At 64.0% G+C, this 26,258-nt stretch carries 34 protein-coding genes; 17 read left to right on the top strand and 17 right to left on the bottom strand.

Going from position 1 to position 26,258, the window contains the following annotated elements:
* Positions 1–9 precede the first annotated feature (9 nt).
* Complete coding sequence (locus JKL45_RS16025) at positions 10–519, bottom strand: Lrp/AsnC family transcriptional regulator (RefSeq protein ID WP_201862578.1); 510 nt, start codon at positions 517–519, stop codon at positions 10–12.
* Positions 520–643: 124 nt separating this feature from the next.
* On the opposite strand from JKL45_RS16025, the gene JKL45_RS16030 reads away from it, so the two are divergent.
* Positions 644–1,573, top strand: coding sequence for a DMT family transporter (locus JKL45_RS16030; RefSeq protein ID WP_201862579.1), 930 nt, complete (start codon positions 644–646; stop codon positions 1,571–1,573).
* A 214-nt stretch (positions 1,574–1,787) separates the two neighbouring features.
* On the opposite strand, the gene rho is transcribed toward JKL45_RS16030, so the two are convergent.
* A complete protein-coding gene (rho, locus tag JKL45_RS16035) occupies positions 1,788–3,053 on the bottom strand; it encodes a transcription termination factor Rho (protein ID WP_081928863.1) in 1,266 nt (421 codons plus the stop codon).
* Between the two features lie 259 nt (positions 3,054–3,312).
* Here rho and JKL45_RS16040 point away from each other — a divergent pair, with 259 nt between their 5' ends.
* Complete coding sequence (locus tag JKL45_RS16040) at positions 3,313–3,747, top strand: pyridoxamine 5'-phosphate oxidase family protein (RefSeq protein WP_201862580.1); 435 nt, start codon at positions 3,313–3,315, stop codon at positions 3,745–3,747.
* Between the two features lie 6 nt (positions 3,748–3,753).
* Here JKL45_RS16040 and hemJ read toward each other — a convergent pair whose 3' ends face one another.
* Both hemJ and hemE read right to left on the bottom strand, forming a co-directional pair.
* A complete protein-coding gene (gene hemJ / locus JKL45_RS16045; protein WP_376771042.1) occupies positions 3,754–4,179 on the bottom strand; it encodes a protoporphyrinogen oxidase HemJ in 426 nt (141 codons plus the stop codon).
* Positions 4,180–4,184: 5 nt separating this feature from the next.
* Positions 4,185–5,222 (bottom strand): uroporphyrinogen decarboxylase, encoded by a 1,038-nt coding sequence (gene hemE / locus JKL45_RS16050; RefSeq protein WP_312896971.1) that lies wholly within the window; start codon positions 5,220–5,222, stop codon positions 4,185–4,187.
* 493 nt (positions 5,223–5,715) lie between these two features.
* On the opposite strand from hemE, the gene JKL45_RS16055 reads away from it, so the two are divergent.
* The 5 genes from JKL45_RS16055 to dnaQ are packed head-to-tail and all read left to right on the top strand — an operon-like array spanning position 5,716 to position 9,364.
* Positions 5,716–6,546, top strand: coding sequence for a pyruvate, water dikinase regulatory protein (locus tag JKL45_RS16055; RefSeq protein WP_201862581.1), 831 nt, complete (start codon positions 5,716–5,718; stop codon positions 6,544–6,546).
* 3 nt (positions 6,547–6,549) lie between these two features.
* Entirely contained in the window at positions 6,550–7,167 is a 618-nt protein-coding gene (locus JKL45_RS16060; RefSeq protein ID WP_201862582.1) for a Maf family protein, read from the top strand.
* A gap of 13 nt (positions 7,168–7,180) precedes the next feature.
* Positions 7,181–8,029, top strand: a complete 849-nt coding sequence (locus JKL45_RS16065) for a shikimate dehydrogenase (protein ID WP_201862584.1) — start codon at positions 7,181–7,183, stop codon at positions 8,027–8,029.
* Positions 8,026–8,628, top strand: a complete 603-nt coding sequence (gene coaE / locus JKL45_RS16070) for a dephospho-CoA kinase (RefSeq protein WP_201862587.1) — start codon at positions 8,026–8,028, stop codon at positions 8,626–8,628. The genes JKL45_RS16065 and coaE overlap by 4 nt, the downstream gene beginning before the upstream one ends.
* Positions 8,629–8,641: 13 nt before the next feature.
* Positions 8,642–9,364, top strand: a complete 723-nt coding sequence (dnaQ, locus tag JKL45_RS16075; RefSeq protein ID WP_201862588.1) for a DNA polymerase III subunit epsilon — start codon at positions 8,642–8,644, stop codon at positions 9,362–9,364.
* 90 nt (positions 9,365–9,454) lie between these two features.
* On the opposite strand, the gene secB is transcribed toward dnaQ, so the two are convergent.
* On the bottom strand, positions 9,455–9,937 hold the full coding sequence (secB, locus tag JKL45_RS16080; RefSeq protein WP_201862590.1) for a protein-export chaperone SecB: 483 nt from the start codon (positions 9,935–9,937) through the stop codon (positions 9,455–9,457).
* A 262-nt stretch (positions 9,938–10,199) separates the two neighbouring features.
* Between secB and JKL45_RS16085 the strand changes: the two genes are divergently transcribed.
* From JKL45_RS16085 to JKL45_RS16105, 5 genes are all read left to right on the top strand, one after another.
* Positions 10,200–10,922: a Tim44/TimA family putative adaptor protein gene (locus tag JKL45_RS16085; RefSeq protein ID WP_201862592.1), complete on the top strand. Its 723-nt coding sequence runs from the start codon at positions 10,200–10,202 to the stop codon at positions 10,920–10,922.
* Positions 10,923–10,984: 62 nt separating this feature from the next.
* Positions 10,985–12,103, top strand: a complete 1,119-nt coding sequence (gene mltA, locus JKL45_RS16090) for a murein transglycosylase A (protein WP_246498576.1) — start codon at positions 10,985–10,987, stop codon at positions 12,101–12,103.
* Positions 12,100–12,666: a Smr/MutS family protein gene (locus tag JKL45_RS16095; protein ID WP_201862596.1), complete on the top strand. Its 567-nt coding sequence runs from the start codon at positions 12,100–12,102 to the stop codon at positions 12,664–12,666. Before mltA ends, JKL45_RS16095 begins: the two co-directional genes overlap by 4 nt.
* Before the next feature lie 4 nt (positions 12,667–12,670).
* Positions 12,671–13,084 carry a helix-turn-helix domain-containing protein gene (locus JKL45_RS16100; RefSeq protein WP_201862598.1) on the top strand — a complete coding sequence of 138 codons (414 nt, stop codon included), beginning with the start codon at positions 12,671–12,673 and terminating at the stop codon, positions 13,082–13,084.
* 122 nt (positions 13,085–13,206) lie between these two features.
* On the top strand, positions 13,207–14,208 hold the full coding sequence (locus JKL45_RS16105; RefSeq protein WP_201862600.1) for an adenosine kinase: 1,002 nt from the start codon (positions 13,207–13,209) through the stop codon (positions 14,206–14,208).
* 153 nt (positions 14,209–14,361) lie between these two features.
* On the opposite strand, the gene JKL45_RS16110 is transcribed toward JKL45_RS16105, so the two are convergent.
* From JKL45_RS16110 to hisF, 6 genes are read right to left on the bottom strand one after another with little or no spacing between them, the layout of a single operon-like run.
* Positions 14,362–14,883: a YidH family protein gene (locus JKL45_RS16110; RefSeq protein WP_201862602.1), complete on the bottom strand. Its 522-nt coding sequence runs from the start codon at positions 14,881–14,883 to the stop codon at positions 14,362–14,364.
* Between the two features lie 53 nt (positions 14,884–14,936).
* Positions 14,937–15,290, bottom strand: a complete 354-nt coding sequence (locus tag JKL45_RS16115) for a hypothetical protein (RefSeq protein WP_201862604.1) — start codon at positions 15,288–15,290, stop codon at positions 14,937–14,939.
* A 7-nt stretch (positions 15,291–15,297) separates the two neighbouring features.
* Positions 15,298–16,275, bottom strand: coding sequence for a type I pantothenate kinase (gene coaA, locus JKL45_RS16120; protein WP_201862606.1), 978 nt, complete (start codon positions 16,273–16,275; stop codon positions 15,298–15,300).
* Positions 16,276–16,291: 16 nt separating this feature from the next.
* On the bottom strand, positions 16,292–16,612 hold the full coding sequence (locus JKL45_RS16125) for a phosphoribosyl-ATP diphosphatase (protein WP_201862608.1): 321 nt from the start codon (positions 16,610–16,612) through the stop codon (positions 16,292–16,294).
* A gap of 6 nt (positions 16,613–16,618) precedes the next feature.
* On the bottom strand, positions 16,619–17,368 hold the full coding sequence (gene map / locus JKL45_RS16130) for a type I methionyl aminopeptidase (protein WP_201862609.1): 750 nt from the start codon (positions 17,366–17,368) through the stop codon (positions 16,619–16,621).
* Positions 17,369–17,381: 13 nt separating this feature from the next.
* Positions 17,382–18,188 carry an imidazole glycerol phosphate synthase subunit HisF gene (gene hisF, locus JKL45_RS16135; protein ID WP_201862610.1) on the bottom strand — a complete coding sequence of 269 codons (807 nt, stop codon included), beginning with the start codon at positions 18,186–18,188 and terminating at the stop codon, positions 17,382–17,384.
* A 32-nt stretch (positions 18,189–18,220) separates the two neighbouring features.
* On the opposite strand from hisF, the gene JKL45_RS16140 reads away from it, so the two are divergent.
* Positions 18,221–18,964 carry a DUF3800 domain-containing protein gene (locus JKL45_RS16140; RefSeq protein WP_201862611.1) on the top strand — a complete coding sequence of 248 codons (744 nt, stop codon included), beginning with the start codon at positions 18,221–18,223 and terminating at the stop codon, positions 18,962–18,964.
* Positions 18,965–19,061: 97 nt separating this feature from the next.
* On the opposite strand, the gene hisA is transcribed toward JKL45_RS16140, so the two are convergent.
* From hisA to hisB, 4 genes are all read right to left on the bottom strand, one after another.
* On the bottom strand, positions 19,062–19,838 hold the full coding sequence (hisA, locus tag JKL45_RS16145; RefSeq protein ID WP_201862612.1) for a 1-(5-phosphoribosyl)-5-[(5-phosphoribosylamino)methylideneamino]imidazole-4-carboxamide isomerase: 777 nt from the start codon (positions 19,836–19,838) through the stop codon (positions 19,062–19,064).
* Positions 19,826–20,476 carry an imidazole glycerol phosphate synthase subunit HisH gene (gene hisH / locus JKL45_RS16150; RefSeq protein ID WP_201862613.1) on the bottom strand — a complete coding sequence of 217 codons (651 nt, stop codon included), beginning with the start codon at positions 20,474–20,476 and terminating at the stop codon, positions 19,826–19,828. The genes hisA and hisH overlap by 13 nt, the downstream gene beginning before the upstream one ends.
* Positions 20,473–20,967, bottom strand: a complete 495-nt coding sequence (locus JKL45_RS16155; RefSeq protein ID WP_201862615.1) for a DUF2628 domain-containing protein — start codon at positions 20,965–20,967, stop codon at positions 20,473–20,475. Before JKL45_RS16155 ends, hisH begins: the two co-directional genes overlap by 4 nt.
* A gap of 75 nt (positions 20,968–21,042) precedes the next feature.
* Positions 21,043–21,630 carry an imidazoleglycerol-phosphate dehydratase HisB gene (hisB, locus tag JKL45_RS16160; protein ID WP_201862657.1) on the bottom strand — a complete coding sequence of 196 codons (588 nt, stop codon included), beginning with the start codon at positions 21,628–21,630 and terminating at the stop codon, positions 21,043–21,045.
* Positions 21,631–21,742: 112 nt separating this feature from the next.
* On the opposite strand from hisB, the gene hslV reads away from it, so the two are divergent.
* The 4 genes from hslV (at position 21,743) to JKL45_RS16180 (ending at position 25,044) form a co-directional block, all read left to right on the top strand.
* The gene (gene hslV, locus JKL45_RS16165; RefSeq protein WP_281401769.1) at positions 21,743–22,330 is read left to right on the top strand and encodes an ATP-dependent protease subunit HslV; all 588 of its coding nucleotides are present in this window, start codon (positions 21,743–21,745) and stop codon (positions 22,328–22,330) included.
* Positions 22,330–23,640, top strand: a complete 1,311-nt coding sequence (hslU, locus tag JKL45_RS16170) for an ATP-dependent protease ATPase subunit HslU (RefSeq protein WP_201862617.1) — start codon at positions 22,330–22,332, stop codon at positions 23,638–23,640. Before hslV ends, hslU begins: the two co-directional genes overlap by 1 nt.
* A gap of 97 nt (positions 23,641–23,737) precedes the next feature.
* Positions 23,738–24,508: an endonuclease III domain-containing protein gene (locus JKL45_RS16175; RefSeq protein ID WP_201862618.1), complete on the top strand. Its 771-nt coding sequence runs from the start codon at positions 23,738–23,740 to the stop codon at positions 24,506–24,508.
* Positions 24,509–24,579: 71 nt separating this feature from the next.
* The gene (locus tag JKL45_RS16180) at positions 24,580–25,044 is read left to right on the top strand and encodes a BA14K family protein (RefSeq protein WP_246498577.1); all 465 of its coding nucleotides are present in this window, start codon (positions 24,580–24,582) and stop codon (positions 25,042–25,044) included.
* A 60-nt stretch (positions 25,045–25,104) separates the two neighbouring features.
* Here the strand turns inward: JKL45_RS16180 and JKL45_RS16185 are convergent, their stop codons facing one another.
* Both JKL45_RS16185 and JKL45_RS16190 read right to left on the bottom strand, forming a co-directional pair.
* A complete protein-coding gene (locus tag JKL45_RS16185; protein WP_196263928.1) occupies positions 25,105–25,455 on the bottom strand; it encodes a RidA family protein in 351 nt (116 codons plus the stop codon).
* Positions 25,456–25,587: 132 nt separating this feature from the next.
* A complete protein-coding gene (locus JKL45_RS16190) occupies positions 25,588–26,202 on the bottom strand; it encodes a pyridoxamine 5'-phosphate oxidase family protein (protein WP_201862619.1) in 615 nt (204 codons plus the stop codon).
* Positions 26,203–26,258 lie beyond the last annotated feature (56 nt).

A 26,258-nucleotide genomic window follows, 5' to 3' on the forward strand; every position in this document is an offset into this window, starting at 1 on the left:
AGCCCTGCCTCAGCAATCCGGCTCCGGCTTTGCCCCTTCCCGCCTCAGATGAGTGAGCGGCAGGGCCGCGTCGGATTTCACCCGGGTCAGGGCAAAGTTGGAGCGGATGTCGCCGATCATCGGCAGGGTCAGGAGCTTCTCGGTGAGCAGGCGTTCATAGGCCTTGAGGTTCGGCACCACGATCTCGGCCATGAAGTCGGCGCTGCCGGACACCATGTGGCAGGCGACCACCTCCGGCAGGGCGGTGAGCGCCTCCTGCAAGCCTTTCGCATTCTCGCGGGAATGCTTTTCAACCTTGATGTCCACGAAGACGGTCAGCCCGAGACCGACGGATTCCCGGTCGAGCACCGCCCGGTAGGTACGGATGAAGCCATCGCGTTCGAGGCGTCGCACCCGGCGCAGGCACGGTGAGGGCGAGAGGCCGACCTGATCGGCCAGTTCCTGATTCGTCAGCCTGCCATCGGCCTGCAGGGCCGAGAGGATCCGCAGATCGATACCGTCGAGATCGATATAGGGCATGGACTCACCACAGGGTTACTCTCGCGCAATCTTCTGCCAAGAACAGGCCTCAAGCAAGCTGAACTTCGCAAGGACATGCCCTGCCCCGCAAGCCTATGCTCAAAGGCATCGAAGGAAGCTTGCCATGTCCGATCTCGCCTGCGCATCAGCACGTCCCTCCGCCCGTCCCGCTCTCGTCGACTGGCTGGCGGCGCTCGCCACCGTGACGATCTGGGCCCTGTGGGCCGTCGCCACCCGTCATGCGGTCACGCACGATCTGCCGCCCGCAGCCGTGGGCCTGCTGCGCTTCGGGGTCCCGGCCCTAGTGCTGGCGCCGGTGGTCTGGCGCATCGGTTTCTTCCCGAAAGGCTTGAGTCTGCTGAAGGGCCTTAGCCTTCTCGGCTCCGGTGCTCCGTTCTTTCTCATCGTCGCATTCGGCATGCAGTTTGCGCCTGCGGCGGAGATCGGTCCGCTCCTGCCGGGCACCATGCCGCTTTTCGTGGCCCTCATCGGCTGGCTGGTTTTCGGAGAGCGGCTTGCGGGCGTCCGGATCCTCGGCTTCGCCCTGATCCTGATCGGCATCCTGTCGATCACTGGCTACGGCGTGCTGCTTGCGGGCAATGGTGCCTGGCGCGGCCATCTAATGCTGCTCACCGGCGCTTGTCTGTGGGGTGTCTACACCCATGCCTACCGCCGCTCCGGCTTGTCGGCCCTGCAGGCCGCTGCCCTGATCGGTATGTGGTCGTTCCTCATCCTCCTGCCCCTCGGTGTACCGCCTCTAGTCCACGCGTTCGGCAAAGGTCTGGCGGGGCCGATCATTCTGCAGGCGCTTCTTCAGGGCCTCCTGTCCGGGGTGGCGGGGATCGTCCTCTATGGCATCGCCATCGATCGCCTTGGCGCCTCGCGTGCGGCGGCCGTGTCGCCCCTGTCCATCGTGCTTGCGGCCCTTCTCGCCATCCCGGCTCTGAACGAAACCCCCAGTCCCGCCGCCTGGATCGGTATCATTCTGGCGACCTCAGGCGTTGTGCTGGCGAGCGGCATTCTCAAGCAGGGCGGATCCACCGTCGTGAGATGAGCATGCACGGGTTTCCGTCTGCACAGGAGCGTGGATGTTCTTTTTCTTCTCGAACCGCCTGGGCTGCGGGGGCTCGCTTCTGATTTCCGCCGTGCTGACCGTAATCGTACTGGCGCTCATGGGGGTGTTCTGAGCACAAACAAAAACCCCACCCTCTAGGCCGCAAAGCGGCACCGAGAGGATGGGGCTGATGTGAGAGGCTGCAGACCAGCGACTACGTGTTCATCGAATCGAAGAAGTCGCCGTTCGACTTGGTCTGACGCAGCTTGTCGAGCAGGAACTCGATGGCGTCCACCGTGCCCATCGGGTTGAGGATGCGGCGCAGCACGTACATCTTCTTGAGCGTGTCGGCCGGAACCAGCAGCTCTTCCTTGCGGGTGCCCGAGCGCGTGATGTCGATAGCCGGGAAGGTGCGCTTGTCGGCGACCTTGCGGTCCAGGATGATTTCCGAGTTGCCGGTGCCCTTGAACTCCTCGAAGATCACCTCGTCCATGCGCGATCCGGTGTCGATCAGCGCGGTGGCGATGATGGTGAGCGAACCGCCCTCCTCGATGTTACGCGCCGCACCGAAGAAGCGCTTCGGGCGCTGCAGGGCGTTGGCATCGACACCGCCGGTGAGCACCTTGCCAGAAGACGGCACCACCGTGTTGTAGGCGCGGCCGAGGCGGGTGATCGAATCGAGCAGGATGACCACGTCGCGGCCATGCTCCACGAGGCGCTTGGCCTTCTCGATCACCATCTCGGCCACCTGCACGTGGCGGGTCGCCGGCTCGTCGAAGGTGGAGGCCACGACCTCTCCCTTCACGGAGCGCTGCATGTCGGTGACTTCCTCCGGGCGCTCGTCGATGAGCAGCACGATGAGGTAGCACTCGGGGTGGTTGGTGGTGATCGACTGCGCCACGTTCTGCATCAGCACGGTCTTACCCGTGCGCGGCGGCGCCACGATCAGGGCGCGCTGGCCTTTGCCGATGGGCGACACGATGTCGATGATGCGCGGCGAGAAATCTTTGCGCGTGGGATCGGCGATTTCGAGGTTGAAGCGCTCGTGCGGGAAGAGCGGCGTCAGGTTGTCGAAGTGAACCTTGTGCCGGATCTTCTCGGGATCCTCGAAATTGATCGTGTTGACCTTGAGCAGCGCGAAGTAGCGCTCGCCCTCTTTCGGCCCACGGATCGGGCCGTCCACCGTGTCGCCGGTGCGCAGGCCGAACTTCCTGATCTGCGAGGGCGACACGTAGATGTCGTCGGGACCGGGCAGGTAGTTCGAATCGGCCGAGCGCAGGAAGCCGAAGCCGTCCTGCAGCACCTCGACGACGCCGGCGCCGATGATCTCGACCTCGCGCGCCGCCAGCTGCTTGAGGATCGCGAACATGAGCTCCTGCTTACGCATGGTGCTGGCGTTCTCGACCTCGAGCTCCTCGGCGAAGGCGATGAGTTCGGTCGGCGTCTTGGATTTCAGGTCTTGAAGTTTGATTTCCCTCATCGGGGAACACTCTCGGGGTAAGGTCGCGGGCAGGTTGGGCTGTACGCGGGAGGAGACAGGGAAAACGTTCGACAGGGCCGCCGGGTTCACGAACCGTGACTGAAGAGCCCTGAGGGCCCGTGCAGCGCACCTGACTTGGAGGAAGGAGAATTCTTATTTAGCCGTTTTCTCCGGCGATCACAAGAGCCTTCGTCCCCTGTCTCTGGAACGGAAGGTTCCGGAGGGAGGTTATTGCTGGCCGATTAAGGAGAAAACCGCTGTGAGCCAGCTGACCCTCGCCGACCTGTCCGACAAGATGCGCGACATCGACTTCGCCATGCTCTCCACCCATGCCGAAGGCGGCGAGATCGCGGGCCGGCCCATGAGCAACAACGGCGATGTTGCCTACGAGGGCGATTCGTTTTTCTTCTCCTACGAAGACACGCGGACCGTCGACGACATCAAGCGGGATCCGAAGGTGTCACTGGCCTTCCAGGGCAGCAAGAGCCTCCTCGGCAAACCCCCGATCTTCATTGCCGTCGAAGGGCGCGCCGAGCTGATCCGCGACAGGGGGACCTTCGAGCGGCATTGGACGAAGGATCTCGAAATCTGGTTCAAGGACGGTGTCGACACACCGGGCCTCGTCCTGATCAAGGTTCACGCAACCCGCATCCATTACTGGCACGGCATGGATGAGGGTGAGATCAAGCTCTGACCGGCGTCAGAACGGCTTCACGATCACCAGGATCACGATGCCGATCATCAGCAATGTCGGCACCTCGTTGAGGATGCGATAATATTTCGCCGGGCGCGTGTTCTTGTCGGCGGCGAAGTCCTTCAACCGGCTCACGTAGACGCCGTGCAGGCCCGACATGATCAGCACGAGGGCGAACTTGGCGTGCATCCAGCCGGAGGTGTACCAGCCGCCGTCCCAGACGAGGTAGAGGCCGAGCACCCAGGTGACGATCATGGCCGGGTTGATGATCGCCTTGAGCAGGCGCCGCTCCATGATCTTGAACGTCTCGGACTGGATCGAGCCCTTGGGGGTCTCGCTGTGATAGACGAAGAGACGCGGCAGGTAGAGCATGCCGGCCATCCAGGCGATGACGGCGATGACGTGGAACGCCTTGAGCCACAGATACAACATGTCGTTTAAGCCCCCCGCACGCGGGCGATCATCTGCGCCACGTGCTCGACCGGCGTCTCCGGCAGGATGCCGTGCCCGAGATTGAAGATATGCGGGCGGCCGCGCACCGCGTTCAGGATGTGATCGATCCCCTGCTCCAGCGGAGCACCGCCGGCGATCAGGGCCAGCGGATCGAGGTTGCCCTGCGTGGCAAGCGTATTCGGCAAGGTCGGGAGCACGAGGGCCGGATCGAGGGTCCAGTCGAGCGCCAGCCCGTCGCCGATCCCGGCGGACGCGAAACGGTGGAGATTGGCACCGCCGCCGCGCACGAAGACGATCACCTTGGCGTCGGGCCGCGCCGCTTTGAGACCTTCCACCATGCGGCGGATCGGATTGAGCGACAGCCGGTCGAAGAGAGCGGGCGGCAGGGCGGAGCCGAAGCTCTCGAAAATCTGCACGGCTTCGGCGCCGGCATCGATCTGGCGGATGAGATAGGCCGTGGAGGCCCGCACCAGCCGGTCGATGAGGGCGTCCATGAAAACAGGATCGCGATAGGCGGTGATCCGGGCGGGCGCCTGATCCGGCGTGCCCTTGCCGGCAATCATGTAGCTCGCCACCGTCCAGGGCGCGCCGCAGAAGCCCAGCAGCGTGGTCTCCTTCGGCAGGCTCTTGCTCAGACGATCGAGCGTTTCGAAAACCGGATCGAGCCGCTCCAGGGGCAGCTCGTCGGCAAGCCTGGAAAAATCCTTGTCTGACGTGATCGGCTCGAGCTTGGGTCCCTCGTTCTCGACGAAGCGCACATCCTGGCCGAGCGCGTGGGGAATGACCAGGATGTCGGAGAACAGGATCGAGGCATCGAACCCGAAGCGGCGGATCGGCTGAAGCGTCACCTCCTCGGCGAGCTTCGGGTTGTAGCAGAGGTCGAGGAAGGAGCCCGCCTGCTTGCGGGTCTCCCGGTATTCCGGCAGGTAGCGGCCGGCCTGACGCATGATCCAGATCGGCAGAGGCCAGACCGGCTCGCCATTCAGCACGCGCAAAATCGCCTTGGTGGAACGTGTGCTCACAGGCCCTCTCTTAAAAGAAGAATCTTTGAATCTTAGAATCTGATGTTTCTCTTGGGCCGTGAATCACGAAGCCGCAACCCCGTCCACAGACGGTCCACACACCTCAAGGCTTTAAGGGTTCATTAAGGGATGGGGCGGGGGCGCCACAATCCTTTCCGAAATCTTAAAGCTTAACAGCCCGTTAACGAAGGTTAACCAAACCTGAATCAAATCCTTGGCCCTGATTCGTGCCTGATTCTCCCAGAAGGCTGATTCCAAGCTCACACAACCGGGAGCCCTGTTGATGGTTCGGCCTGAATCCCACAGGGGCTTTTGCTGGACCTCTGACTCCAGGCGTTTTATCCACACTCATCGACTCCCCGTGCATCGGACCCAAAAGTGGTTTCCACTTTTGGGATCCATTCGATGCACTACTCTTAAACGGCACATCGTTCGGAGCGGAAAACCGGGTCCACTTTTCCGCACGATGGGCCAGACGTGGAGACATCGGGCCGTGGGACGCAGCTATTTTCATCTCCATCTCGTCTCCGACTCGACGGGTGAAACCCTGATCACCGTCGCCCGCGCGGTGGTGGCGCAATACGAGGGCGTGGCTGCCATCGAGCATGTCTATCCGCTCGTGCGCTCCAACACCCAGTTGGAGCGGGTGATCCACGAGATCGAGACCGCGCCCGGCATCGTGCTCTACACCCTGGTGGAGCAGGACCTCGCCAGCCGCCTGGAAGAGGTCTGCCGCGCCACCGGCTCGCCGCATCTCTCCGTGCTCGAGCCGGTCCACGCCCTGCTCTCCTCCTATCTCGGCACGCACTCGACCGCGCGGCCCGGCGCCCAGCACATGCTGAACGCCGAGTATTTCAAGCGCATCGACGCCATGAACTTCACGCTCCTGCACGATGACGGACATTTGCCGCACGATCTCGACGACGCGGACGTGATTCTGGTGGGCGTGAGCCGCACCTCGAAGACGCCGACCTCCATCTATCTCGCCAATCGCGGTCTCAAGACCGCCAACATCCCCCTCGTGCCCGGCGTGCCGCCACCGGCGATCCTGGAGACGGCCAAGACCGCGCTGATCGTCGGCCTCGTAGCGACGCCCGAGCGCATCGTGCAGATCCGGCAGAACCGGCTGCTCAGCCTGAACGCCGACGACGACACCTCTTACGTGGACCGCGAGGCCGTGGCCGAGGAGCTGGCGGCCTCCCGGCGGCTCTTTGCCCGCAACGGCTGGCCGGTGATCGACGTGACCCGCCGCTCCATCGAGGAGACGGCGGCCGCGATCATCGATCACTACCGCGACCGCCGCCAGCGCCTGAACGCGAGTTGAGCCATGCCCGCCCTCTGGACCCACTCGGACAAGCTGCTGCTGGCCTCCACCAGCGCCACCCGGCTGACCCTGCTCGTGAGTGCGGGGCTTTTCGTCGAAACGCAGAATTCCAGCATCGATGAGCGGGCGGTCGAGGAGGCCGCCGCGCACGAGGGCCTCGACCCGCCGTCGCTCGCCGCACGGCTTGCGGCCGAGAAGGCCCTGGCGGTCAGCCGCCGCCATCCGGACAGGGTGGTGCTCGGGGCCGACCAGGTGCTTTCCTGCGACGCGCAAGTGTTTCACAAGCCGGCTGATCGCGACGCCGCGCATGCCAAGCTCAAGCGCCTCGCCGGACGGCGGCATTCTCTTCATTCCGCCGGGGCGCTCGCCATCGGCGGGCAGGTGGTCGAGCGCTTCTCAGGCACCGCCCATCTCACCCTGCGGCCCCTGACGGACGAGGCCATTGCGCTCTATCTCGACCTCGCCGGTCCCGATGCGCTCAAAAGCGTCGGCGTTTACCAGCTCGAAGGGTTTGGCATCCATCTGTTCGAAGCGGTCGAGGGAGATCACTCGACGATCCTGGGACTCCCCCTGCTGCCGCTTCTCGCCGCCCTGCGCCGTCTCGGCTGCCTGGCTCTTTAGGACTTGAGAATTCATGACGAAGGCCTTCGTCGTCGGCCACCCGATCAAGCATTCGCGTTCGCCCCTGATCCACGGCCACTGGCTTAAAGCCTACGGTCTCGACGGATCCTATGAGCGCATCGATGTGGCGCCTGTGGATTTCGGGGATTTTTTGACAGGCTTCCACGCGCAGGGCTTCGCGGGCGGGAACGTGACGCTGCCGCACAAAGAGGCAGCCTTCCTCGGCGTCGCCCGCAGGACCGAGCGGGCGCAGCGCGTCGGCGCGGTCAACACCCTCTGGGTTGAGGATGGCGTGCTCTGGGGCGACAACACCGATGCCCTCGGGTTCATCGGCAATCTCGATGCCAGTCTGGGGACAGGCTGGGAACAGGATGTGGAGACCGCCCTCGTGCTCGGCGCCGGCGGTGCCGCCCGCGCCGTGGTGGCGGGCCTTCAGGACCGGCCCCTCAAGCGCATCTTCGTGGCCAACCGCACTGGGTCGAAAGCGGAGGACCTCGCCCGCGATCTCAGGCCGGGCAGCTCGGTGTTGATCGAGACCGCCGCATGGGAAGCGCTCGGGCGCGTAGTCCCCCATGCCCAACTCATCGTCAACACCACGTCGCTCGGCATGGCCGGCCAGCCGCCGCTGGCCATCGACCTGTCCCGCGCGCCCCGCAATGCCGTGGTGACGGACATCGTCTACGTGCCCCTGGAAACCCCTCTCCTGGCTGCCGCTGCAGCACAGAACCTGCGAACCGTCGACGGTCTCGGCATGCTGCTGCACCAGGCCGCCCCCGGCTTCCGGCGCTGGTTCGGCGTCACGCCGGAGGTCACGCCTGCCTTAAGGGCCCTAATCCTCGCCGATATCGAGGGCGCCCGATGACCTTCGTGATCGGGCTCACCGGCTCCATCGGCATGGGCAAGTCGGCCACGGCCGATCTCTTTCGGACACTGGGTGTTCCGGTCCACGATGCCGACGCCACCGTGCACAGGCTCTATCGCGGCCGGGCCGTGCCCCTCATCGGGAAGGCGTTTCCCGGCACGGTGGCGGACGGTGCCGTCGATCGCACCAAGCTCGGAGCGGCGGTTCTCAACAGCCCGGAGCGCATGAAGCAGCTCGAAGCCATCGTGCATCCGCTGGTGCGGGAGGAAGAGGAGAATTTTCTCGCGCGCGTTTCGGCTTCGCCCATCGCCGTGCTCGACATTCCCCTGCTGTTCGAGACCGGAGGTGAAACGCGCTGCGACACCGTCCTCGTGGTCACGGCACCGGCCGAGGTTCAGCGCGAGCGCGTGCTTGCCCGACCTGGCATGACGGCGGAGAAATTTTCTGCCATCCTGGCCAAGCAGATGCCCGACGCGGAAAAGCGTCGGCGCGCACATTTCCTGGTCGACACCAGCCGCGGCTTTTCTTCCGCCGAGGTCCAGGTGCGTTCCATCCTTGCATGCCTCGCCGGCCGTCCCGGACGGCGGCACCGTTTTTGATGAAGAGTTTTTGATGTCACGTGAAATCGTTCTCGATACCGAAACCACCGGCACCAGTCATGCAAGCGGCGACCGGGTGATCGAAATCGGCTGCGTGGAGATGCTCAACCACATCCCGACAGGCAAGAGCTATCACGTCTACATCAACCCGGAACGCCCGGTCTCGGCCGGCGCTTTCGCGGTGCACGGGCTCTCGGACGAGTTCCTGACCGACAAGCCGGTCTTTGCCACGATTGCGGATGAGTTCATGGATTTCGTCGCCGATGCCCGGCTCGTCATCCACAATGCGGCCTTCGATGTCGGCTTCCTGAATGCGGAACTCGCCCGCACCGGGCACCCGCAGTTCAACCTCGCCGACGCAATCGATACGCTCTCGATGGCTCGGCGCAGGCATCCGGGCGCGGCCAATAACCTCGATGCGCTGTGCACCCGCTATGGGATCGACAATTCCCGGCGCACCAAGCACGGGGCGCTCCTCGACGCCGAGATCCTGGCCGAAGTCTATATCGAGCTGATCGGCGGTCGGCAGGTGGGCTTCGACCTGTCGCTACAGCCCTCGGCCCGCCGCAGTGCCGCGGCGGCGGAACGGGCCGCCCGCAATGCTCAGCCACGCACCCTCATCTCCCGCCTGACGGAGGCCGAGCGCGCCGCTCACGACGCCTTCATCCAGTCCATCGGGCCGAGCGCGATCTGGCGCGAGTACCTCGGCGAGACGAAGCCGGAAGCTTCCTCCTAAGAGGATAAAAATCTCACGGCGTAGAGTCACAAAAAATCGGGCGAAGCTTTCGCCTCGCCCGATCTGAAAAACCAATGCTCGCGCGTCAGCTTACGACAGCGTCTGACCGGCGCCGTTCTCCTGGCCCTGCACCTCGGCGGCGCGCTGGCGGTAGAGGGCCACGAAATCGATCGGGTCGATGTAGAGGGGCGGGAAGCCGCCGTTGCGCACCGCATCGGCCACCATCTGGCGGGCGAAGGGGAACAGCAGGCGCGGGCACTCGATCATCACCACCGGGTGCAGCTGCTCCTGCGGGATGTTCTGGATGCGGAACACGCCCGAATAGGTGAGCTCGAAGGCGAACAGCACGTCCTTGCCGCCGATCTTGGCATCGCCCTCGAGGGTGAGGTCGATCTCGAAATCCGCCTCAGCGAGCTGCTTGGCGTTCACGTTGACCTGCAGGTTGATCTGCGGGCCTTCCGTCTGCTGCTGCAGGGAGCGGGGGGCGTTGGGGTTCTCGAAGGAGAAATCCTTGCAGTATTGCGCAAGGGCGTTCAGCAAAGGCGCTGCGTTGTTTGCCGCATTGTCGGCCATGGTGTGGTGCTCCCTAGGGGTGTCTCGTCGGGCCCGGGCGGAACGCCTCGTCAAGCGGAGCGTCTGCGGCGGCGGGCCATGGATCTTCGCGCTACCATGCTTCTCATGAGGGAAGCAAGATTTTGAGCCAACTCATTCGCTTGTCGGGGGCAGAGGTGGATGTTACGACCTCAAGACCCCATATGCGAAGGATGACACCTTCACCTCCTCGACACAACGTCCGGCAGCAACCGGGCGCGGGCAGGCTCACAACGGATCGACGATGCAGGATTCCTTCGACATCACGACCCTCATTTTCATTGTTCTTGCCGTATTCGTAATCTGGCGTCTCCGCTCGGTGCTGGGACAGAAAACCGGAAGCGAACAGCCGCCCTTCGATCCCATGTCACGCCGGGATGCCCCCTTACGCCCAGGCAATGCGCCGGCCGAGCCCGATCACAATGTGGTGCGCCTTCCCGGAGCCAATGGCCCCCGTCCCGCCGCCGAGGTTCCTCCAGCCGAGCGCTGGAAGGGCATTGCCGAGCCCGGCACGCCCACGGCCCAGGCGCTTGACGGCATCGCTCGTATCGAGCCGGCGTTCGATGCCGCCGAATTTTTGGAGGGGGCCAAATCCGCCTACGAGATGATCGTCACGGCTTTCGCCCAGGGCGACCGCAACACCCTCAAGGATCTCCTCTCCCGGGAGGTCTATGAGGGCTTCGAGCGGGCGATCACCGAGCGCGAGCGCCGGGGCGAGACGGTGGAGACCACCTTCGTGTCCATCGACAAGGCCGAGATGGCCGGGGCCGAGCTCCAGGGCAAGAACGCCCAGGTGGTGGTGCGTTTCCTGTCCAAGCTGATCACCGCCACCCGCGATACCTCCGGCGCTGTCGTGGATGGCAGCCTCGAGACCGTGGCCGACGTCACCGACGTGTGGACCTTTGCCCGTACGCTGGGCAGCCGCGACCCGAACTGGCTGCTTGTTGCGACCGAAGCGGGGCAATGAGGGATGCCGGGCGGGTCCTTGTCGCCTGTCTTGCTGCCAGTCTCCTCACCTGGACGCTGAGCATGTCCGATGCCGTGGCCGGACCGTCCCTGAAGGATCACGCGCGCCTGGAGCCCCTCGCCTTCCAGGATCTCTCCGGCTGGGAGGCGGACGATCACGCCGCCGCCTTTCAGGCCTTCCTGCGCTCCTGCCGGGCCCTTGAGGCCGCGTCCGCCGAACTGCGGCCGGCGCAATCGCCTCAAAGGGACCTTCTCGCAGTCTGCCGCGAAGCCCTGAAGACGCCCGAGGCCGGAAAGGCCGAGGCGAAACGCTTCTTCGAGACCTACTTCAGGCCCCATGCGGTGGTGCCCCATACCGGTCAGGGCTTTCTCACCGGCTATTACGAACCCGAGTTTCAGGGCTCGCGCACCCCGGATGCCACCTACCGGGTTCCCCTCCTCGACCGGCCGCAGGATCTCGTCACCATCCCGCAGGGCGAGACCCTACCGGGGATCGAGAAAGGCCTCCAGGCGGCACGGCGCAAGGCCAAGGGCTACGAGCCCTATCCGGACCGCGCCGCCATCGAGGATGGTGCTCTGGGCGATCTCGCCAAACCCATCGTGTACCTTCGCGAGCCGGGCGAAGCCTTCATCATCCATGTGCAGGGCTCGGCCCGCATCCGCCTCACGGACGGCTCCGTGATGCGCGTGGCCTATGCCGGGCGCAATGGACGGCCCTACACGTCCATCGGCCGGGTGCTGGTGCAGCAGGGCGCGATGGACCTGGAATCCATGACGCTCGCAAAGCTCATGGGCTGGCTGAAGGACCATCCGGAGCCGGCCAAGGCCCTGATGCGGCAGAATCGATCCTACATCTTCTTCCGCGAGGCCACGGAGCTGGCGCTCGAAGATGGCCCCATCGGCGGGGCAGGCCACCCGCTCGTGCCCGGCCGGAGCCTTGCCGTCGACCGCTCACTCTGGGCCTATGGTCTGCCGGTCTGGCTCGACGGACAATTGCCCATGACCCTCGACGAGGCGGAGCCGCTTCAACGGCTCATGATCGCCCAGGATACAGGCTCGGCCATCGTCGGGCCGGCCAGGGGTGATTTCTTCTTTGGCAGCGGCGAGGAGGCGGGTCGCCGCGCTGGGCTTCTGCGCCATTCCGTGCGCTTCGTGGTCCTGCAGCCCAAACCCCGTTCATGACCCGCAAAAGCCGCACCCGCCAGCTCAGCCCCGAGGAGAAGCGGCTCTGGTCCCATGTGGCCCGGCATGTGAAGCCCATGCAGGGCAAGGCCCTGCCGCCGGAGCCGGAGCCTGAGGCAGCGCCCGCTCAGCCCCCTGCCCCGCCGAAGACGAAACTCCCACCGGCTCTGCCCCCTCTTCCCCCATCGAAACCTGCCGTGCCGCCCATGGCTCCGGTGGAGCGCAAGACGCTTCAGGCCCTGCGCCGGGGCCGCAAGGATGTGGACAGCGTCATCGATCTGCACGGAATGCGCCAGGAAGAGGCGCATTTCGCCCTGCTGAGCTTCCTGCATCGCGCGCAGGGCTCCGGCCATGCTCTCGTTCTGGTGATCACCGGCAAAGGGGGTGCTGCGGTAAGCAATGGTTTATTCGAGGAGCGCGGCGTGCTGCGGCGCATGGTGCCGCACTGGCTGCGCCTGCCCGATCTGCGCCATCTCGTGATCGGCTTCGAGGAGGCCTCTCCTCAGCATGGCGGATCCGGTGCACTCTATGTCAGGCTCCGCCGGCGGCGGAGTGTGGGGTAAACCAATGACTCCCTTCGGTGAACGGGTGCGGCAGCTGCGCCAGGAGCGCGGACGCATGTTGAAGGACATGGCCGCGCATCTCGGCGTGTCGAGCGCCTATCTCTCGGCGCTGGAGCGCGGCGAGCGCGGCAAGCCCACCTGGACGCTCATCCAGGGCGTGCTGCAGTACTTCCACATCATCTGGGACGAGGCCGACGAGCTCACGCGGCTGGCCGACCTCTCCGATCCCCGGGTAAAGATCGACACGGCCAACACGGATCCCAAGGCCACGCTCCTGGCCAATCGTCTTGCGCGGGAGATCCGGGGCCTGACCCCCGATGAGCTTGATGAGATGCTCGCCGTTCTCGATCGGGTGCAGGAGGGAAAAGTCGCTTGCGCTGTGCCGAGCGATGCCCAGGCACCCGTCTCGCCGCGGTAGGAATCCCATCTCTGAAAGTGGACGGCACTTTCAGGATCCATTTGATGCTCAAAGCCCTAAGAGCTTGACCTCCCCTGCCCCGGATGCGAAAGCGCCCCGTCATTTCATAACCCCGGTGGCTCATGTCCCAGACCCGCATCGACGTTCTTACCCTCGGCAACGCCATCGTTGACGTGCTCGCCCATACGGACGAGGCCTTCCTGCTGCAGAAGAAGGTCCACAAGGGCGCCATGCAGCTCATCGACGAGGCGCGGGCGGAAGAGCTTTACGGCGACATGGGCCCGGCCATCATCGTGTCGGGAGGCTCCGGCGCCAACACGGCTGCGGGCGCGGCTTCCTTCGGGGTAAAGGCGGGCTTCATCGGCAAGGTGAAGAACGACGAGACGGGCCGGCTCTTCGCCCACGACCTCAAGGCCATCGACGTCCATTACGACGTGACACCGGCACAAGAGGGACCGGCCACGGCGCGCAGCTTCATCCTGGTGACGCCGGACGGCGAGCGCACCATGAACACCTATCTCGGCGCCTGCCAGAACCTCACCCCCGACGACGTGAACCCGGACACGGTGCGCGCCTCTCAAATCGTCTATCTCGAAGGCTATCTCTGGGATCCGCCGGCCGCCAAGGAAGCCTTCCGCAAGGCCGTGAAGATTGCCCATGAGGCGGGAAACAAGGTGGCGCTCACCTTGTCCGACGCCTTCTGCGTCGACCGCTACCGCGACGAGTTCCTCGGCCTCATGCGCGACGGCAGCCTCGACATCCTCTTCGCCAACATCCACGAGCTGCAGAGCCTCTACGGCACATCGGATGCCGACACGGCACTGGCGGCGCTGCGTGAGGAAAACGTGCTCGGGGCCATCACCCGCTCAGCCGACGGCGCGCTGATCGTCAGCCGCGGCGAGACGAAGGCCGTGCCGGCCTTCCCCGTGGAGCGCGTGGTCGACACCACCGGCGCCGGCGACCTCTTCGCTTCGGGCTTCCTGGCAGGCCTCGTGAAGAACCTGGATCTCACCGACTGCGCCCGCCTCGGCGGCCTGGCCGCTGCCGAGATCATCAGCCATCTCGGCGCCCGCCCGCAGGTGAGCCTCAAGGAGATGGCTGAGCAGCAGGGACTGTTGGGCTGATACTCACCATCATTCCGGGGCCGCGTAGCGGAGCCCGGAATCCATAAACACGCCAGTCCCGGAAGACGTGAAACTCTGGTCACCTCTTTCGGGACTGGTGTGTTTATGGATCCCCGCCTTCGCGGGGATGACACCGGAGGATAGCGTTGCGGCTCAACCTCCCCCCGTCTGCCCGAACCACAGCCCGAACAGAGCCGCGAGCGAGACGAGGGCGAGAAACCCGTTGAACAGCACGAGCAGGAACGGCGGGATGCGCTGCACGTCCGGGTGCGGCGGCTGGGAGCCGGTGAAGATCTGACGCCAGACGGCGGATGCGAAGCAGAAGGCGCTGAACAGGATCAGCACCGAGCCGGTGGAGATGATCATCCAACCCGGCACCACACCCGCGAGCAGCTTCTGCGCGCCGATGCCCGAGGCAAGCGAGGCTAGCCCCGTACGTACCCAAGCCGCATAGGTGCGCTCGGCGGCAAAGACCGTGCGGTTGGCAGCCAGTTCCGTGCGCCGGTCGGCGCTGTCCTTCAGCTGAACGGTGGCCTTGGCGGTTGTCCTGGCTGCGGTTTGCGTGTGCTCTGCCGCTTCCTGCGTGCTCTCCGCAGCCTCTTGGGTCTGCTCGGCCGCTTCCTTCGCGTGCTCGGCGCTCGCTTTCAGTTTCTCGTCGACGGGCTGCGTGGCCATACATCCTCCGATCATCCGGAGGTTCAACGCTCAAGATTGCGAAATGGTTGGCTTTAGGTGTCTGTGCCGACCAGCAGGGCCAGCGGCCACGCGATTGCGAGCCAGGTAAGACCAGCGAGGACGAACAGGGCACCCGTCGAGATGCCTGAGGCCCTGTCACCCCAGAGCGCGTCCATGATCCGGCTCGGCTGATCCGAGGCACTGGCAGCGATAGCTGTCGATGCGCTCGAGCGGGAGGTCGAGCCAAGGAACATGAGGGATCCGAGTGCACCCATGCCCAATCCCACATAAGTGGCGATATCGAACATCTCGACGGAAGAGCGCCGGTCGAGGAGCCAGACGGTCACGGCCGTTACGACGAAGGCCGTTAGGTTGAGAACGACAAGTCCCTTGGCAAAGCGTTTCACGCCGGACTCACAGCCGCCGCAAAGCCACCGTCTCGATCCGGTGGCTCGCGCCCTTCTTCAGGATCAGGCTCGCGCGCTGGCGGGTCGGGATGATGTTCTCCTGCAGGTTCAGGAGGTTGATGCGGTTCCACAGGCCTTCGGCAATGCCAATCGCCTCGGCCTCCGGCAGCTCCGCATAGCGGCGGAAATAGGAAAGCGGATCGCGGAAGGCCGTGTGGCGCAGGCGCAGGAATCGGTTCACGTACCAGCGGTGCAGGTCCGCCTCGTCGGCATCGATATAGACCGAGAAGTCGAAGAAGTCGGACACGAAGGGAATGGCCGTGCCGTCCTTGGGCATGCGCGCGGGCTGGAGCACGTTGAGGCCCTCGACGATGAGGATGTCCGGCCGGTCGACGTTGGTCTCCTCACCGGGCACTACATCGTAGACGAGGTGGGAATAGAGCGGCGCCTTCACGTTGCGCTTGCCGGCCTTGATGTCGGCGAGGAAGTGCAGCAGCTTGCCGGTGTCATAGCTCTCCGGAAAACCCTTTTTCTCCATCAGGCCAAGCCGCGTCAGCTCCGCATTGGGCAGGAGAAAGCCGTCCGTGGTGACGAGGTCCACCTTCGGGGTGTTGGGCCAGCGGGCGAGGAGCGCCTTGAGCACGCGGGCCGTCGTGGACTTGCCCACCGCCACCGAGCCCGCCACGCCGATGATATAGGGCACCTTCTCCTGATGCTCGGCCAGCAGGAAGCGCTGGGTCGCCTTGAACAGGCCCTGGGTGGCTGCAACGTAGAGGGAGAGCAGGCGCGAGAGCGGCAGGTAGATTGCCGCCACCTCGTCGAGCGAGATCGGATCGTTGCGGGATTGCAGCTGCACCACCTCGTCGGCGGTGAGCGTCATGGGCGCGTCGGCGCGCAGCTTGGCCCATTCGTCGCGGGAGAAGACCCGGTAGGGCGACAACCCGTCATCGTTCTCTGGCGGGGAAACCACGTTGGGCCGGTCCATGCGAACCACCTTTTGTTTAGAGCTTGCGCGCGGCCTTCTCCGCAAGCCCCGACTGCGCCGTGCGGCGCTCCAGTTCGGCCATGACGTCACTTAGAGGAATATCCGCGCCCTGCAACACGACCAAAAGATGATAAAGCACGTCGGCCGCTTCCGCCGTGAGATTCTGCCGGTCCCCCTGCACAGCCGCGATGGCTGCTTCCACTGCCTCCTCGCCGAGCTTCTTGGCGGCTTTCGCCGGGCCGCCGCGGATGAGCTTGGCCGTATAGGACTCGGCCTCAGGCGCGGCGGCGCGCTCAGAGATAATACGGGCGAGATCGTCGAGGTTGAAGGTGGTCATGGATAACTAGCCCGGCAGCGTGACGACAAGGGGACCGTTGCGGGTGGCAACGACGGTGTGTTCGTACTGGACGGTGGGTGCGCGGGGCTCGCTGAACAGGGTCCAGGGATCGTCGCCGTCCTCGGCCCATTCCGCCCCCAGGGACAGGAAGGGCTCGACCGTGAAGACGAGGCCTTCGTTCATGATCCGGCGCTCCGAACGGTCGGGCCACGTCGAAATTTCCTTCGGCTCCTCGTGCAGGGAATGGCCGATGCCGTGGCTCGCGAGATTCCGCACCAGGGTATAGCCGTTCTTCTCGGCAAATTGTCCGATAGCCTGGCCGATCCCCGCAATCGGCTTGTTGGCCCCAACCTGGCGCAACCCGATCCACATGGCGCGCTTGCCATCCCGGCACAGGCGCTTGGTGGCGTTCGTGATCGGCGGAACCGCGAAGGAAGCGCCGGTATCGGCGAACAGGCCGTTCTTTTCCGCCGAAATATCGATGTTGACGAGATCGCCCGCCTCGATCCGCCGGGAGCCCGGAATGCCGTGGGCGACCTCCTCGTTCACGCTGATGCAGGTCGCGCCGGGAAAATCGTAGACGAGCTCCGGGCCGGAGCGAGCCCCAGCCCTTTCGAGAAGCCAGCGCCCGATCTGGTCGAGTTCCGCAGTCGTCATGCCCGGCTCGAGCGCCGCAGCCATAGCCTCAAGAGTATTGGCCACGATCCGGCCGATCTCCTGAAGCTTGTTCAGATCGTCCTCGTTGGAGACCGTCATGGGCTGCGTTCTTTCATACTGTGCGGTTTGAAGCGCCGTGCGCCGGCTCATCCAGCCGCATCTTCAATCCTGCCTTCGCCATGTAGCCCTTGGCTTCCGAGATCGTATGCGTGCCGAAGTGGAAGATCGAGGCAGCCAGCACCGCGCTGGCATGGCCTTGCTCGACGCCATCAACGAGGTGATCGAGGTTGCCGACGCCGCCGGACGCGATGACCGGCACGGAGACAGCGTCCGCGATGGCGCGCACGAGCGCGAGGTCATAGCCGCCCTTGGTGCCGTCCCGGTCCATGGAGGTGACGAGCAGCTCCCCTGCCCCGAGCGCTGCCACCTGCTTGGCGAAGGCGATGGCATCGATGCCGGTGGCGTTGCGCCCGCCATGGGTGAAGATCTCCCAAGCCGTGGGCTCGCCCTCCCCTGAGACTTTCTTCGCATCGATGGCCACGACGATGCATTGCGCGCCGAACTTTTCCGATGCCTCGCGCACGAAATCCGGGTTCTTCACCGCAGCCGTGTTGATCGACACCTTGTCGGCGCCGGCGAGCAGCAAATTGCGTATGTCTTCGACGGTTCGCACACCACCGCCGACGGTCAGGGGCATGAAACAGGCCTCAGCCGTGCGCTGCACGACATCGAGCAGGATCCCCCTAGCCTCGTGGCTGGCGGTGATGTCGAGGAAGCAGAGTTCGTCGGCGCCCGCCGCGTCATAGGCCTTCGCCGCTTCCACCGGATCACCCGCGTCGACAAGATCGACGAACTGCACGCCCTTCACGACGCGCCCGTCCTTGACATCCAAGCAAGGAATAAGGCGAACTTTTAACATAACATAACAACCTGCCCGTGAATGGGAATCGAATGCCATTGTTTTCCGATTATGTCATCTACGTTGATGAGAGTGGTGATCATGATCTCACTTCGATCAATGAAGATTTTCCGCTCTTCGTCCTAGCATTCTGCATATTTAAGAAATCGGATTACGTTAGGGAGATCGTGCCAGCCATTCAAGAATTCAAATTTCGGTGGTTCGGACATGACATGGTCATTCTCCATGAACGGGAAATCAGGAAGCAACAGGCACCTTTTAAATTTCTGCAGAACCAAGAGAACAGACAGAAATTCATGGATGAATTATCAGTGATCATCCAAGGGGCAAACGTTACCCTTATTGCCAGCGTAATCGATAAGAGAAGTCTTACACGCCGGTATGCTTCTCCTGATAATCCTTATCACATCGGGCTGCAGTTTTGCATGGAACGTACGCACGCTTTCCTGCTCGAAAACGGACAGAGCGGCAAGATTGCTCACTGCATGTTCGAGAAGCGAGGAGCAAAAGAAGACAATATGCTGGAACTTGAGTTCAGGCGTATCAAAGATCGTGGAAATTATAACCGCATCAGTATGGGGGAGCTTAATATCTGCTTTGCAGACAAGAAGGCGAACTCATCTGGCCTACAGTTGGCAGATCTGTTTGCTAGGCCGATTGGTCTGGGTGTTTTAAGGCCTGGGCAACCTAACCGAACACGAGAAATCATTGCTGAAAAGTTTCGACGAAGCCCAACTGGTAAGACCTTGGGATGGGGCCTGAAAATCTTCCCCTAAAAAGCGAAAAGCCCCGGACAAAGCCGAGGCTAGACGCCGACCGAGAACATCCCCCAGTCCATTTGCGAATCACTATATGTGAACAAAATGCGAACTGTCAAGAGGAAGACTTGACAGAACCTTCTACGTGAGTCCGTCGAATCGTTTTCAGCAGCGTCAGCGCCTCGACTGGATCGATGCGTCCGTCATACAGCGCACGGCCGGAGATGGCGCCATTGAGGACGGCGCAGTCTGGTGCCGTGAGGCGCTCGATATCGGCCATGGAGGCGAGGCCGCCGGACGCGATGACCGGGATGGAGACGGCGCGGGCGAGGCCTAGAGTCATCGGGAAGTTGAGGCCCTTGAGGATGCCGTCGCGGGCGATGTCCGTGTAGATGATGGCCGCGACGCCCGCATCCTCGAAGCGGCGCCCGAGCTCTTCCGCCGATAGGGTCGAGGTCTGGGCCCAGCCCTCCACGGCCACAAGACCGTCCTTGGCGTCGATGCCCACCGCGATCTTGCCCGGATGGAGGCGGGCGGCCTCGCGCACGAAATCCGGGTCGCGCACGGCTGCCGTGCCGATGATCACGCGGGACACACCCTTCGCCAGCCAGCCCTCGACGGTCTTCATGTCACGAATGCCGCCGCCGAGCTGCACGGGAATTTTGACGCGCTTGAGGATGTTTTCGACCGCTGCCGCATTCATCGGCTTGCCGGCGAACGCTCCGTCGAGATCGACTACGTGCAGCCACTCAAAACCCTGAGCCTCGAAGGTGGCGGCCTGGTCGGCGGGATCGTCGTTGAACACGGTCGCCTGATCCATGTCGCCCTGGATCAGGCGGACGCACAGGCCCTCTTTGAGGTCGATGGCAGGATAGAGGATCACGGGCGCCACCTTAGGAAATTGGCGATGAGCTTGAGGCCGAGGGCCTGGCTCTTCTCGGGATGAAACTGGGCGCCGACGAGGTTGTCGCGCCCGACGATAGCCGTCACCGGCCCGCCGTAATCGGTGGTGGCGACCACGTCGGCCGGATCCGCCGGGGTCAGGGCATAGGAATGCACGAAATAGGCGTGCAGCCCGTCCGGCCCTGTGGGAATGCCGTCGAGCAGCGGATGCGGCTTGGCCAGCTCAAGCGTGTTCCAGCCCATATGCGGGATCTTGAGAGACGGATCGCTCGGTGTGATCGCCTTCACGTCGCCCTTGATCCAGTCGAGGCCATAGCTGGTCGTATGTTCGAGGCCGCGCGTGGCCATGAGCTGCATGCCGACGCAGATGCCGAAGAACGGACGCTTGTCCTCATGGACGCGCCGCTGCAGCGCCTCCACCATGCCGGGCACGGAATCGAGGCCGCGACGGCAATCGGCGAAGGCGCCGACGCCTGGCAGCACGATCCGGTCGGCTTTGGCGACCACATTCGGATTGGACGAGACCGTGATGGGAAGATCAAGCTCCGCCTCGCGCGCCGCCCGCTCGAAGGCCTTGGCGGCGGAGTGCAGGTTGCCGGACCCGTAATCGATGATGACGACGCTCACCGCGGACGCTCCGCATCGGGAAAGAGGCCGATCACCGGCTCGGCGGATCGTCTCGGGGTGGACAGGATCGGCGACGGCGACGAACTGCGGGGCAGGGGTGCCGACCTCGCGTCGAGCCAGCGGGCGAAGGCCTTGGCCTCCGCTTCATCCTGGTCGGCGGCCGTCACCGCATCGACCGCCGGGCGGCCGCGGCGCGCGAGCGTCCAGCGGCGCAGGCTGTTGGCCTCAAGGCCGATCAGGCTCTGCAGCAGGAGCTGGGCGATGGAGCCGGCCAGCGGATGCACGTCCAGCACGGCCATGAGGCCGCCGAAGGCGAGGACGATCAGCAGAATGCCAAGGCCGGCGAGCCACAGGCGATGGACGAAGAACCACAGGAAGGTGAAGAAGAAGGCTCCCCAGGAGAAGCCGTCCTTCACGAGTTCTGATTCGTCCAAAGCGCTCGGATCACCCGGCCGCGCATCGCGCGGGAGGTGCAGGGTATAGGTGGTCATGGCGACGTTTCCTCAGGCCTTGCCCAATGAGGTGACGACAATGATCTCGCCAGGCAAGGTGCCTCTTGAATAGATCTAGAGCGTACCCTTGGTGGAGGGAACGCGGCCCTCTTCCCTTGGGTCCAGTGCCACGGCCTGACGCAAGGCCCGTGCCAAGCCCTTGAAGCAGCTCTCGGCGATATGGTGGCTGTTCTCGCCGTAGAGCGTTTCCACGTGGAGCGTCAGCCCCGACTGGATGGCGAAGGCCTGGAAGAACTCGCGCACCAGCTCGGTGTCGAAGACGCCGATCTTCTCCGTCGGGAAGGTGGTCCGGAACACCAGGAAGGGACGGCCCGAGATGTCGAGGGCGATGCGCGTCAAGGTCTCGTCCATCGGCAGATGGATGTCGGCATAGCGCGTGATGCCCTTTTTATCGCCAAGCGCCTTCAGGATGGCTTGGCCCAGCGCAATCCCGGTGTCCTCGGTGGTATGATGCTGGTCCACATGCAGGTCGCCGGTCACCTTCACGGAGAGGTCGAAGTGACCATGTCGGGCGAACAGTTCGAGCATATGGTCCAGGAAGCCGACGCCGGTGGAGATCTCGGCCTTGCCGGTGCCATCGAGGGCGATCGACAGGACGATATCGGTCTCGGCGGTACGACGGCTGACGCTCGCGGAGCGCATCATCACAATCCTTTGCGGAACAAGAGACGGGGCGTTCTAGCAAGGAGTGCGGAGAAATGCCACCCGCGTTGCTTTTGGGCGATCAATGATTAAGTCAGCCGGATAACGGCCCATGGCCGCCCAGTTCTTTCCCGCCGGAGCCCTTGCCTTGTCCGATGACGCCACCCCTCGCATGCATGCCACCACCATCCTCATGGTCCGAAAGGGCGGCCGCACCGTCATCGGCGGCGACGGGCAGGTGAGCCTCGGCCAGACCGTGGTAAAGGGCAATGCGAAAAAAGTCCGGCGCCTCGCCAAGGGTGGAGTGATCGGCGGCTTTGCCGGCTCGACGGCTGATGCCTTCACCCTGTTCGAGCGCCTCGAGGCCAAGCTCGAGCAATATCCCGGCCAGCTCACCCGCGCCTGCGTCGAGCTCACCAAGGATTGGCGCACGGACCGGTATCTGCGCCGCCTTGAGGCCATGATGCTGGTGGCTGACAAGGAGGTGGGCCTGCTGCTCTCCGGCGCCGGCGACGTGCTGGAGCCGGAAAACGGCATCATGGCCATCGGGTCCGGCGGCAATTACGCGCTCGCAGCCGCCCGCGCTCTGGCCGAATACGAGACGGATCCGGAGACCATCGTGCGCCGCTCGCTCGGCATTGCGGCCGAGATCTGCGTCTACACGAATTCGAATATCGTCATTGAGACCCTGGACAGCTGATGACCACCTTTTCTCCCCGCGAAATCGTTTCCGAACTCGACCGCTACATCGTCGGCCAGAACGACGCCAAGCGCGCGGTCGCCATTGCGCTGCGCAACCGCTGGCGGCGTCAGCAGCTCGAAGGTGCCTTACGCGAAGAAGTGGCGCCCAAGAACATTCTGATGATCGGCCCAACCGGCTGCGGCAAAACCGAGATCTCGCGCCGTCTCGCCAAGCTCGCGGGCGCGCCGTTCCTCAAGGTCGAGGCGACGAAGTTCACGGAAGTGGGCTATGTCGGCCGTGACGTGGAGCAGATCGTGCGCGATCTCATGGAGATCGGCATCGGCCTCGTGAAGGAGGAGCGCCGCCGACAGGTGCAGGCCAAAGCCCATGTGGCGGCAGAAGAGCGCGTGCTCGATGCGCTGGTGGGCAACACCGCGAGTGCCGTGACCCGCGATTCCTTCCGCCGCAAGCTGCGCGCCAACGAACTCGACGACAAGGAGATCGAGATCGAGCTGCAATCTGTGGGCGGGCAGGGGATGCCTATGTTCGAGATCCCCGGGATGCCGGGCGCATCGATGGGCGCGATCAATCTCTCCGACATGTTCGGCAAGGCTTTCGGCGGAAAGCCGAAGACGCGCCGCACCACCGTGCGCGAGGCCTATGACCCGCTCGTCACCGAAGAGGCCGACAAGATGCTCGATCAGGACGCCATCGTGCAGGAGGCCCTGCGCCAGGTGGAGAACAACGGCATCGTGTTCCTCGACGAGATCGACAAGATCGCCGGCCGCGAGGGCCGCACCGGCGCGGATGTTTCACGCGAGGGCGTGCAGCGCGATCTCCTGCCGCTGATCGAGGGCACGACGGTGTCGACGAAATACGGATCGGTGAAGACGGACCACATCCTGTTCATCGCGTCGGGCGCGTTCCACGTGTCGAAGCCGTCGGATCTCTTGCCCGAGCTGCAGGGCCGCCTGCCGATTCGCGTGGAACTCTCGCCGCTCACCGTCGAGGATTTTCGCCGCATCCTCACGGAAACGGAAGCAAGCCTCATCAAGCAATCCGTCGCGCTGATGAAGACGGAAGGTGTCGATCTCGTCTTCACCGACGATGCCATCGACGCGCTGGCTGAAGTCGCCGTCGAGGTGAACAACACCGTCGAGAACATCGGCGCGCGCCGCCTGCAGACAGTCCTGGAGCGCGTGCTCGACGACGTGTCCTACACGGCGCCCGACCGCTCCGGCGAAACGGTGAAAATCGACTCAGCTTATGTGCGTGGCGAGGTGGAGGAACTGGCGAAGAATACGGATCTGAGCCGGTTTATTTTGTAGTTCAACGCTGTCATTCCGGGCTCGTCCTATGGCCGCCCCGGAATGACAGTGCGAGCGGCGTATGGAACCACCCTGCCGATTCGCGACTTGCCTCGGGATGAATCCGGACCTGCAGGATCTGAAAGCGAAGGCGCTCGTCATTCATGAGCGTCTCTGCGCGGTCTATGGCTGTCCAATTCCGTATTTCCATACCCTCGATCCGGTGAGCGAGCTGATCTCCTCGCTCCTGTCGCACCGCACCCGCAACGCGGATTCCGGCCGCGCCTTCAAGGCACTGCGCGCGCGCTATCCCGATTGGCACGCGATGATGCATGCGCCGACAGAGGAGGTCGAGGCGACGATTGAAGGCGTGACCTGGCCCGAGCAGAAGGCACCGCGCCTGCAGGCGGTGCTGCACGCCATCGAAGAACGCCATGGCAGCCTGTCGCTCGACTTCTTGAAGGATATGCCGGTCGAGGAGGCGCGGGCCTGGCTCGAGAGCATTCCGGGCATCGGCCCGAAGACGAGTGCCGCGGTGCTGTCCTTCTCGGTTTTGCGCAAAGCGGCGCTACCGGTGGACAGCCACCATCACCGGGTCGCCCAGCGCACGGCTCTCATCCCGCAATCGACAGCCGTTGGACCATCCCATGCGGTGCTCGCCGCCCTTCTGCCGGAGGATTGGGACGCGCAACAGGTCTACGACAATCATGAAGTCATGATGCTGCATGGCCAGCGCTGCTGCTTCTTCAAGAACCCGGCCTGCGAGCGCTGCGCGGTGCTGGATCTCTGTCCGACCGGGCAGGGGAGGCTTGAGGGAAGGCGGGTTTCGCCGGTCAGATCCGAGGCTGCGTCCGACGAGTTGCGCTCCTCACGTTCCCGCGAGAGATAGTCCGGAATTCCCAAAATAGGGAACGATCTTGCGTCTTTTTGCGTTCGCCTCCCAACCTCGGAGGAGATCCTATGCGTAAATTCTTCATGGCTGTGGCTGCCACGGCCGCTCTTGGCGCCTTCGGTCTTGCTGCTCCGGCTTCCGCAGCCGAGACGCAGACCGCGCCGGTCAATGAACTCGTCGCCGGCATCCAGAACGGCAATGTGAACAGCGACTATGTGCAGTATCGCCGCTATTACGGCGGCAGCCCACGTTATGTGCAGCGGCGCCATTATGTCGATCGCCGATACTACGGGGATCGTCGCTATTATGGTGACCGTCGTTACTATCGCCGTGATTACGGCTCGGCTGCGGCTGCTGGCGCCATCGGTCTCGCCACCGGCGCCATCATCGGCGGCGCGATCGCCCAGTCGCAGGCTCAGGCCGCTCCGGTCTATGCCGGGAACGCGGCTTACTGCGCCCAGCGCTACAAGTCCTACGATCCGCGTTCGGGCACCTATCTCGGCTACGATGGCATGCGCCATCCCTGCCCATAAGCGCAACGCAGCTTAAGATGAACGAAGCGGGCCAACTGGCCCGCTTCTTTTTTGCAGAATTTACTTCGCCGCAATGACGGCGATTTCGACCTTGAAGGCGGGTGTCGCGAGCTTTGCCTCGACGGTTGCGCGGGCAGGGGTGTTGCCGGGGGACACCCAGGCATCCCACACGGCGTTCATCTCCTGGAACGTGCCCATGTCGGTGATCCAGATATTGGCCATCAGGATCTTCGACTTGTCGCTGCCGGCTTCCGCCAGCAGGCTGTCGATGATCGAGAGGATTTCCTTCGTCTGCTCGGTGACGCTCTTGCCTGCGCTCTCCTGAGCGACCTGGCCTGCGAGATAGACGGTGTTGCCGTGAACGACGGCGCCGCTCATGCGCGGGCCGGGCTTGATGCGCTGGATCGTCATGGATTGTCCTTGAGCCTCACTGGTGAAAACAAGACATGCCTTTTCGGGGGCAGGGGGCCGAAGGTCAAGCGCATCGTGCGCAAAAGTGGTCCCGGTTCTGCGCTCCCAACGATGCGCTCAACAAGGAGACCATCAATAAAGCGTGGTGCGCTGCCGCTCGGGCAGAGCCTTGTCGTAGGCCTCGCCGCCCGCCTCGTTGTTGGTAAGCGCCGCCAGCATCTGCCCGGCGCTCGGCAGGCTCTCGCGCGGCACGTGACGCGCCGGGTTCCACAGCTCCGAGCGCAGGATTGCGCGGGCGCATTGGAAGAACACCGAATCGACTGTGATCACGATCACAGACTTTGGCACCTTGCCGTCGACGGAAAAGCTCTCGAGCAGGTCCGGCTCGGTGGAAACCACCGCGCGCCCGTTGACCCTTAAGGTCTCGCCGACCCCGGGAATCAGGAAGAGCAGGGCGACGCTCGGGTCCTGCACGATGTTGCGCAGCGAATCGATCCGGTTGTTGCCGCGCCGGTCGGGCAGGAGCAGTGTCCTGTCGTCCCGGATGCGCACGAAGCCCGGACCGTCGCCGCGGGGGGAGCAATCGAGCCCCTCCGGCCCGCGTGTGGCGAGCGCCGCGAAGGGCGAGGCCTCGATCAGGGCACGGTATTCCGGCACGATGCGGTCCGCCTCCTTGAGGAGCGAGGCCTTGTTGACCTCGCCATAGAGCGCTTCGAGTTCGGACAGGCTGGTGATGGTGTGCGCCATGATTCGGGTTCCGCCGGTGTGGCGCTTAGGAATATACGGTTCGCGGCCCGGGTCCA

Source organism: Microvirga soli (assembly GCF_016734765.1).
Lineage (GTDB): Bacteria > Pseudomonadota > Alphaproteobacteria > Rhizobiales > Beijerinckiaceae > Microvirga > Microvirga soli.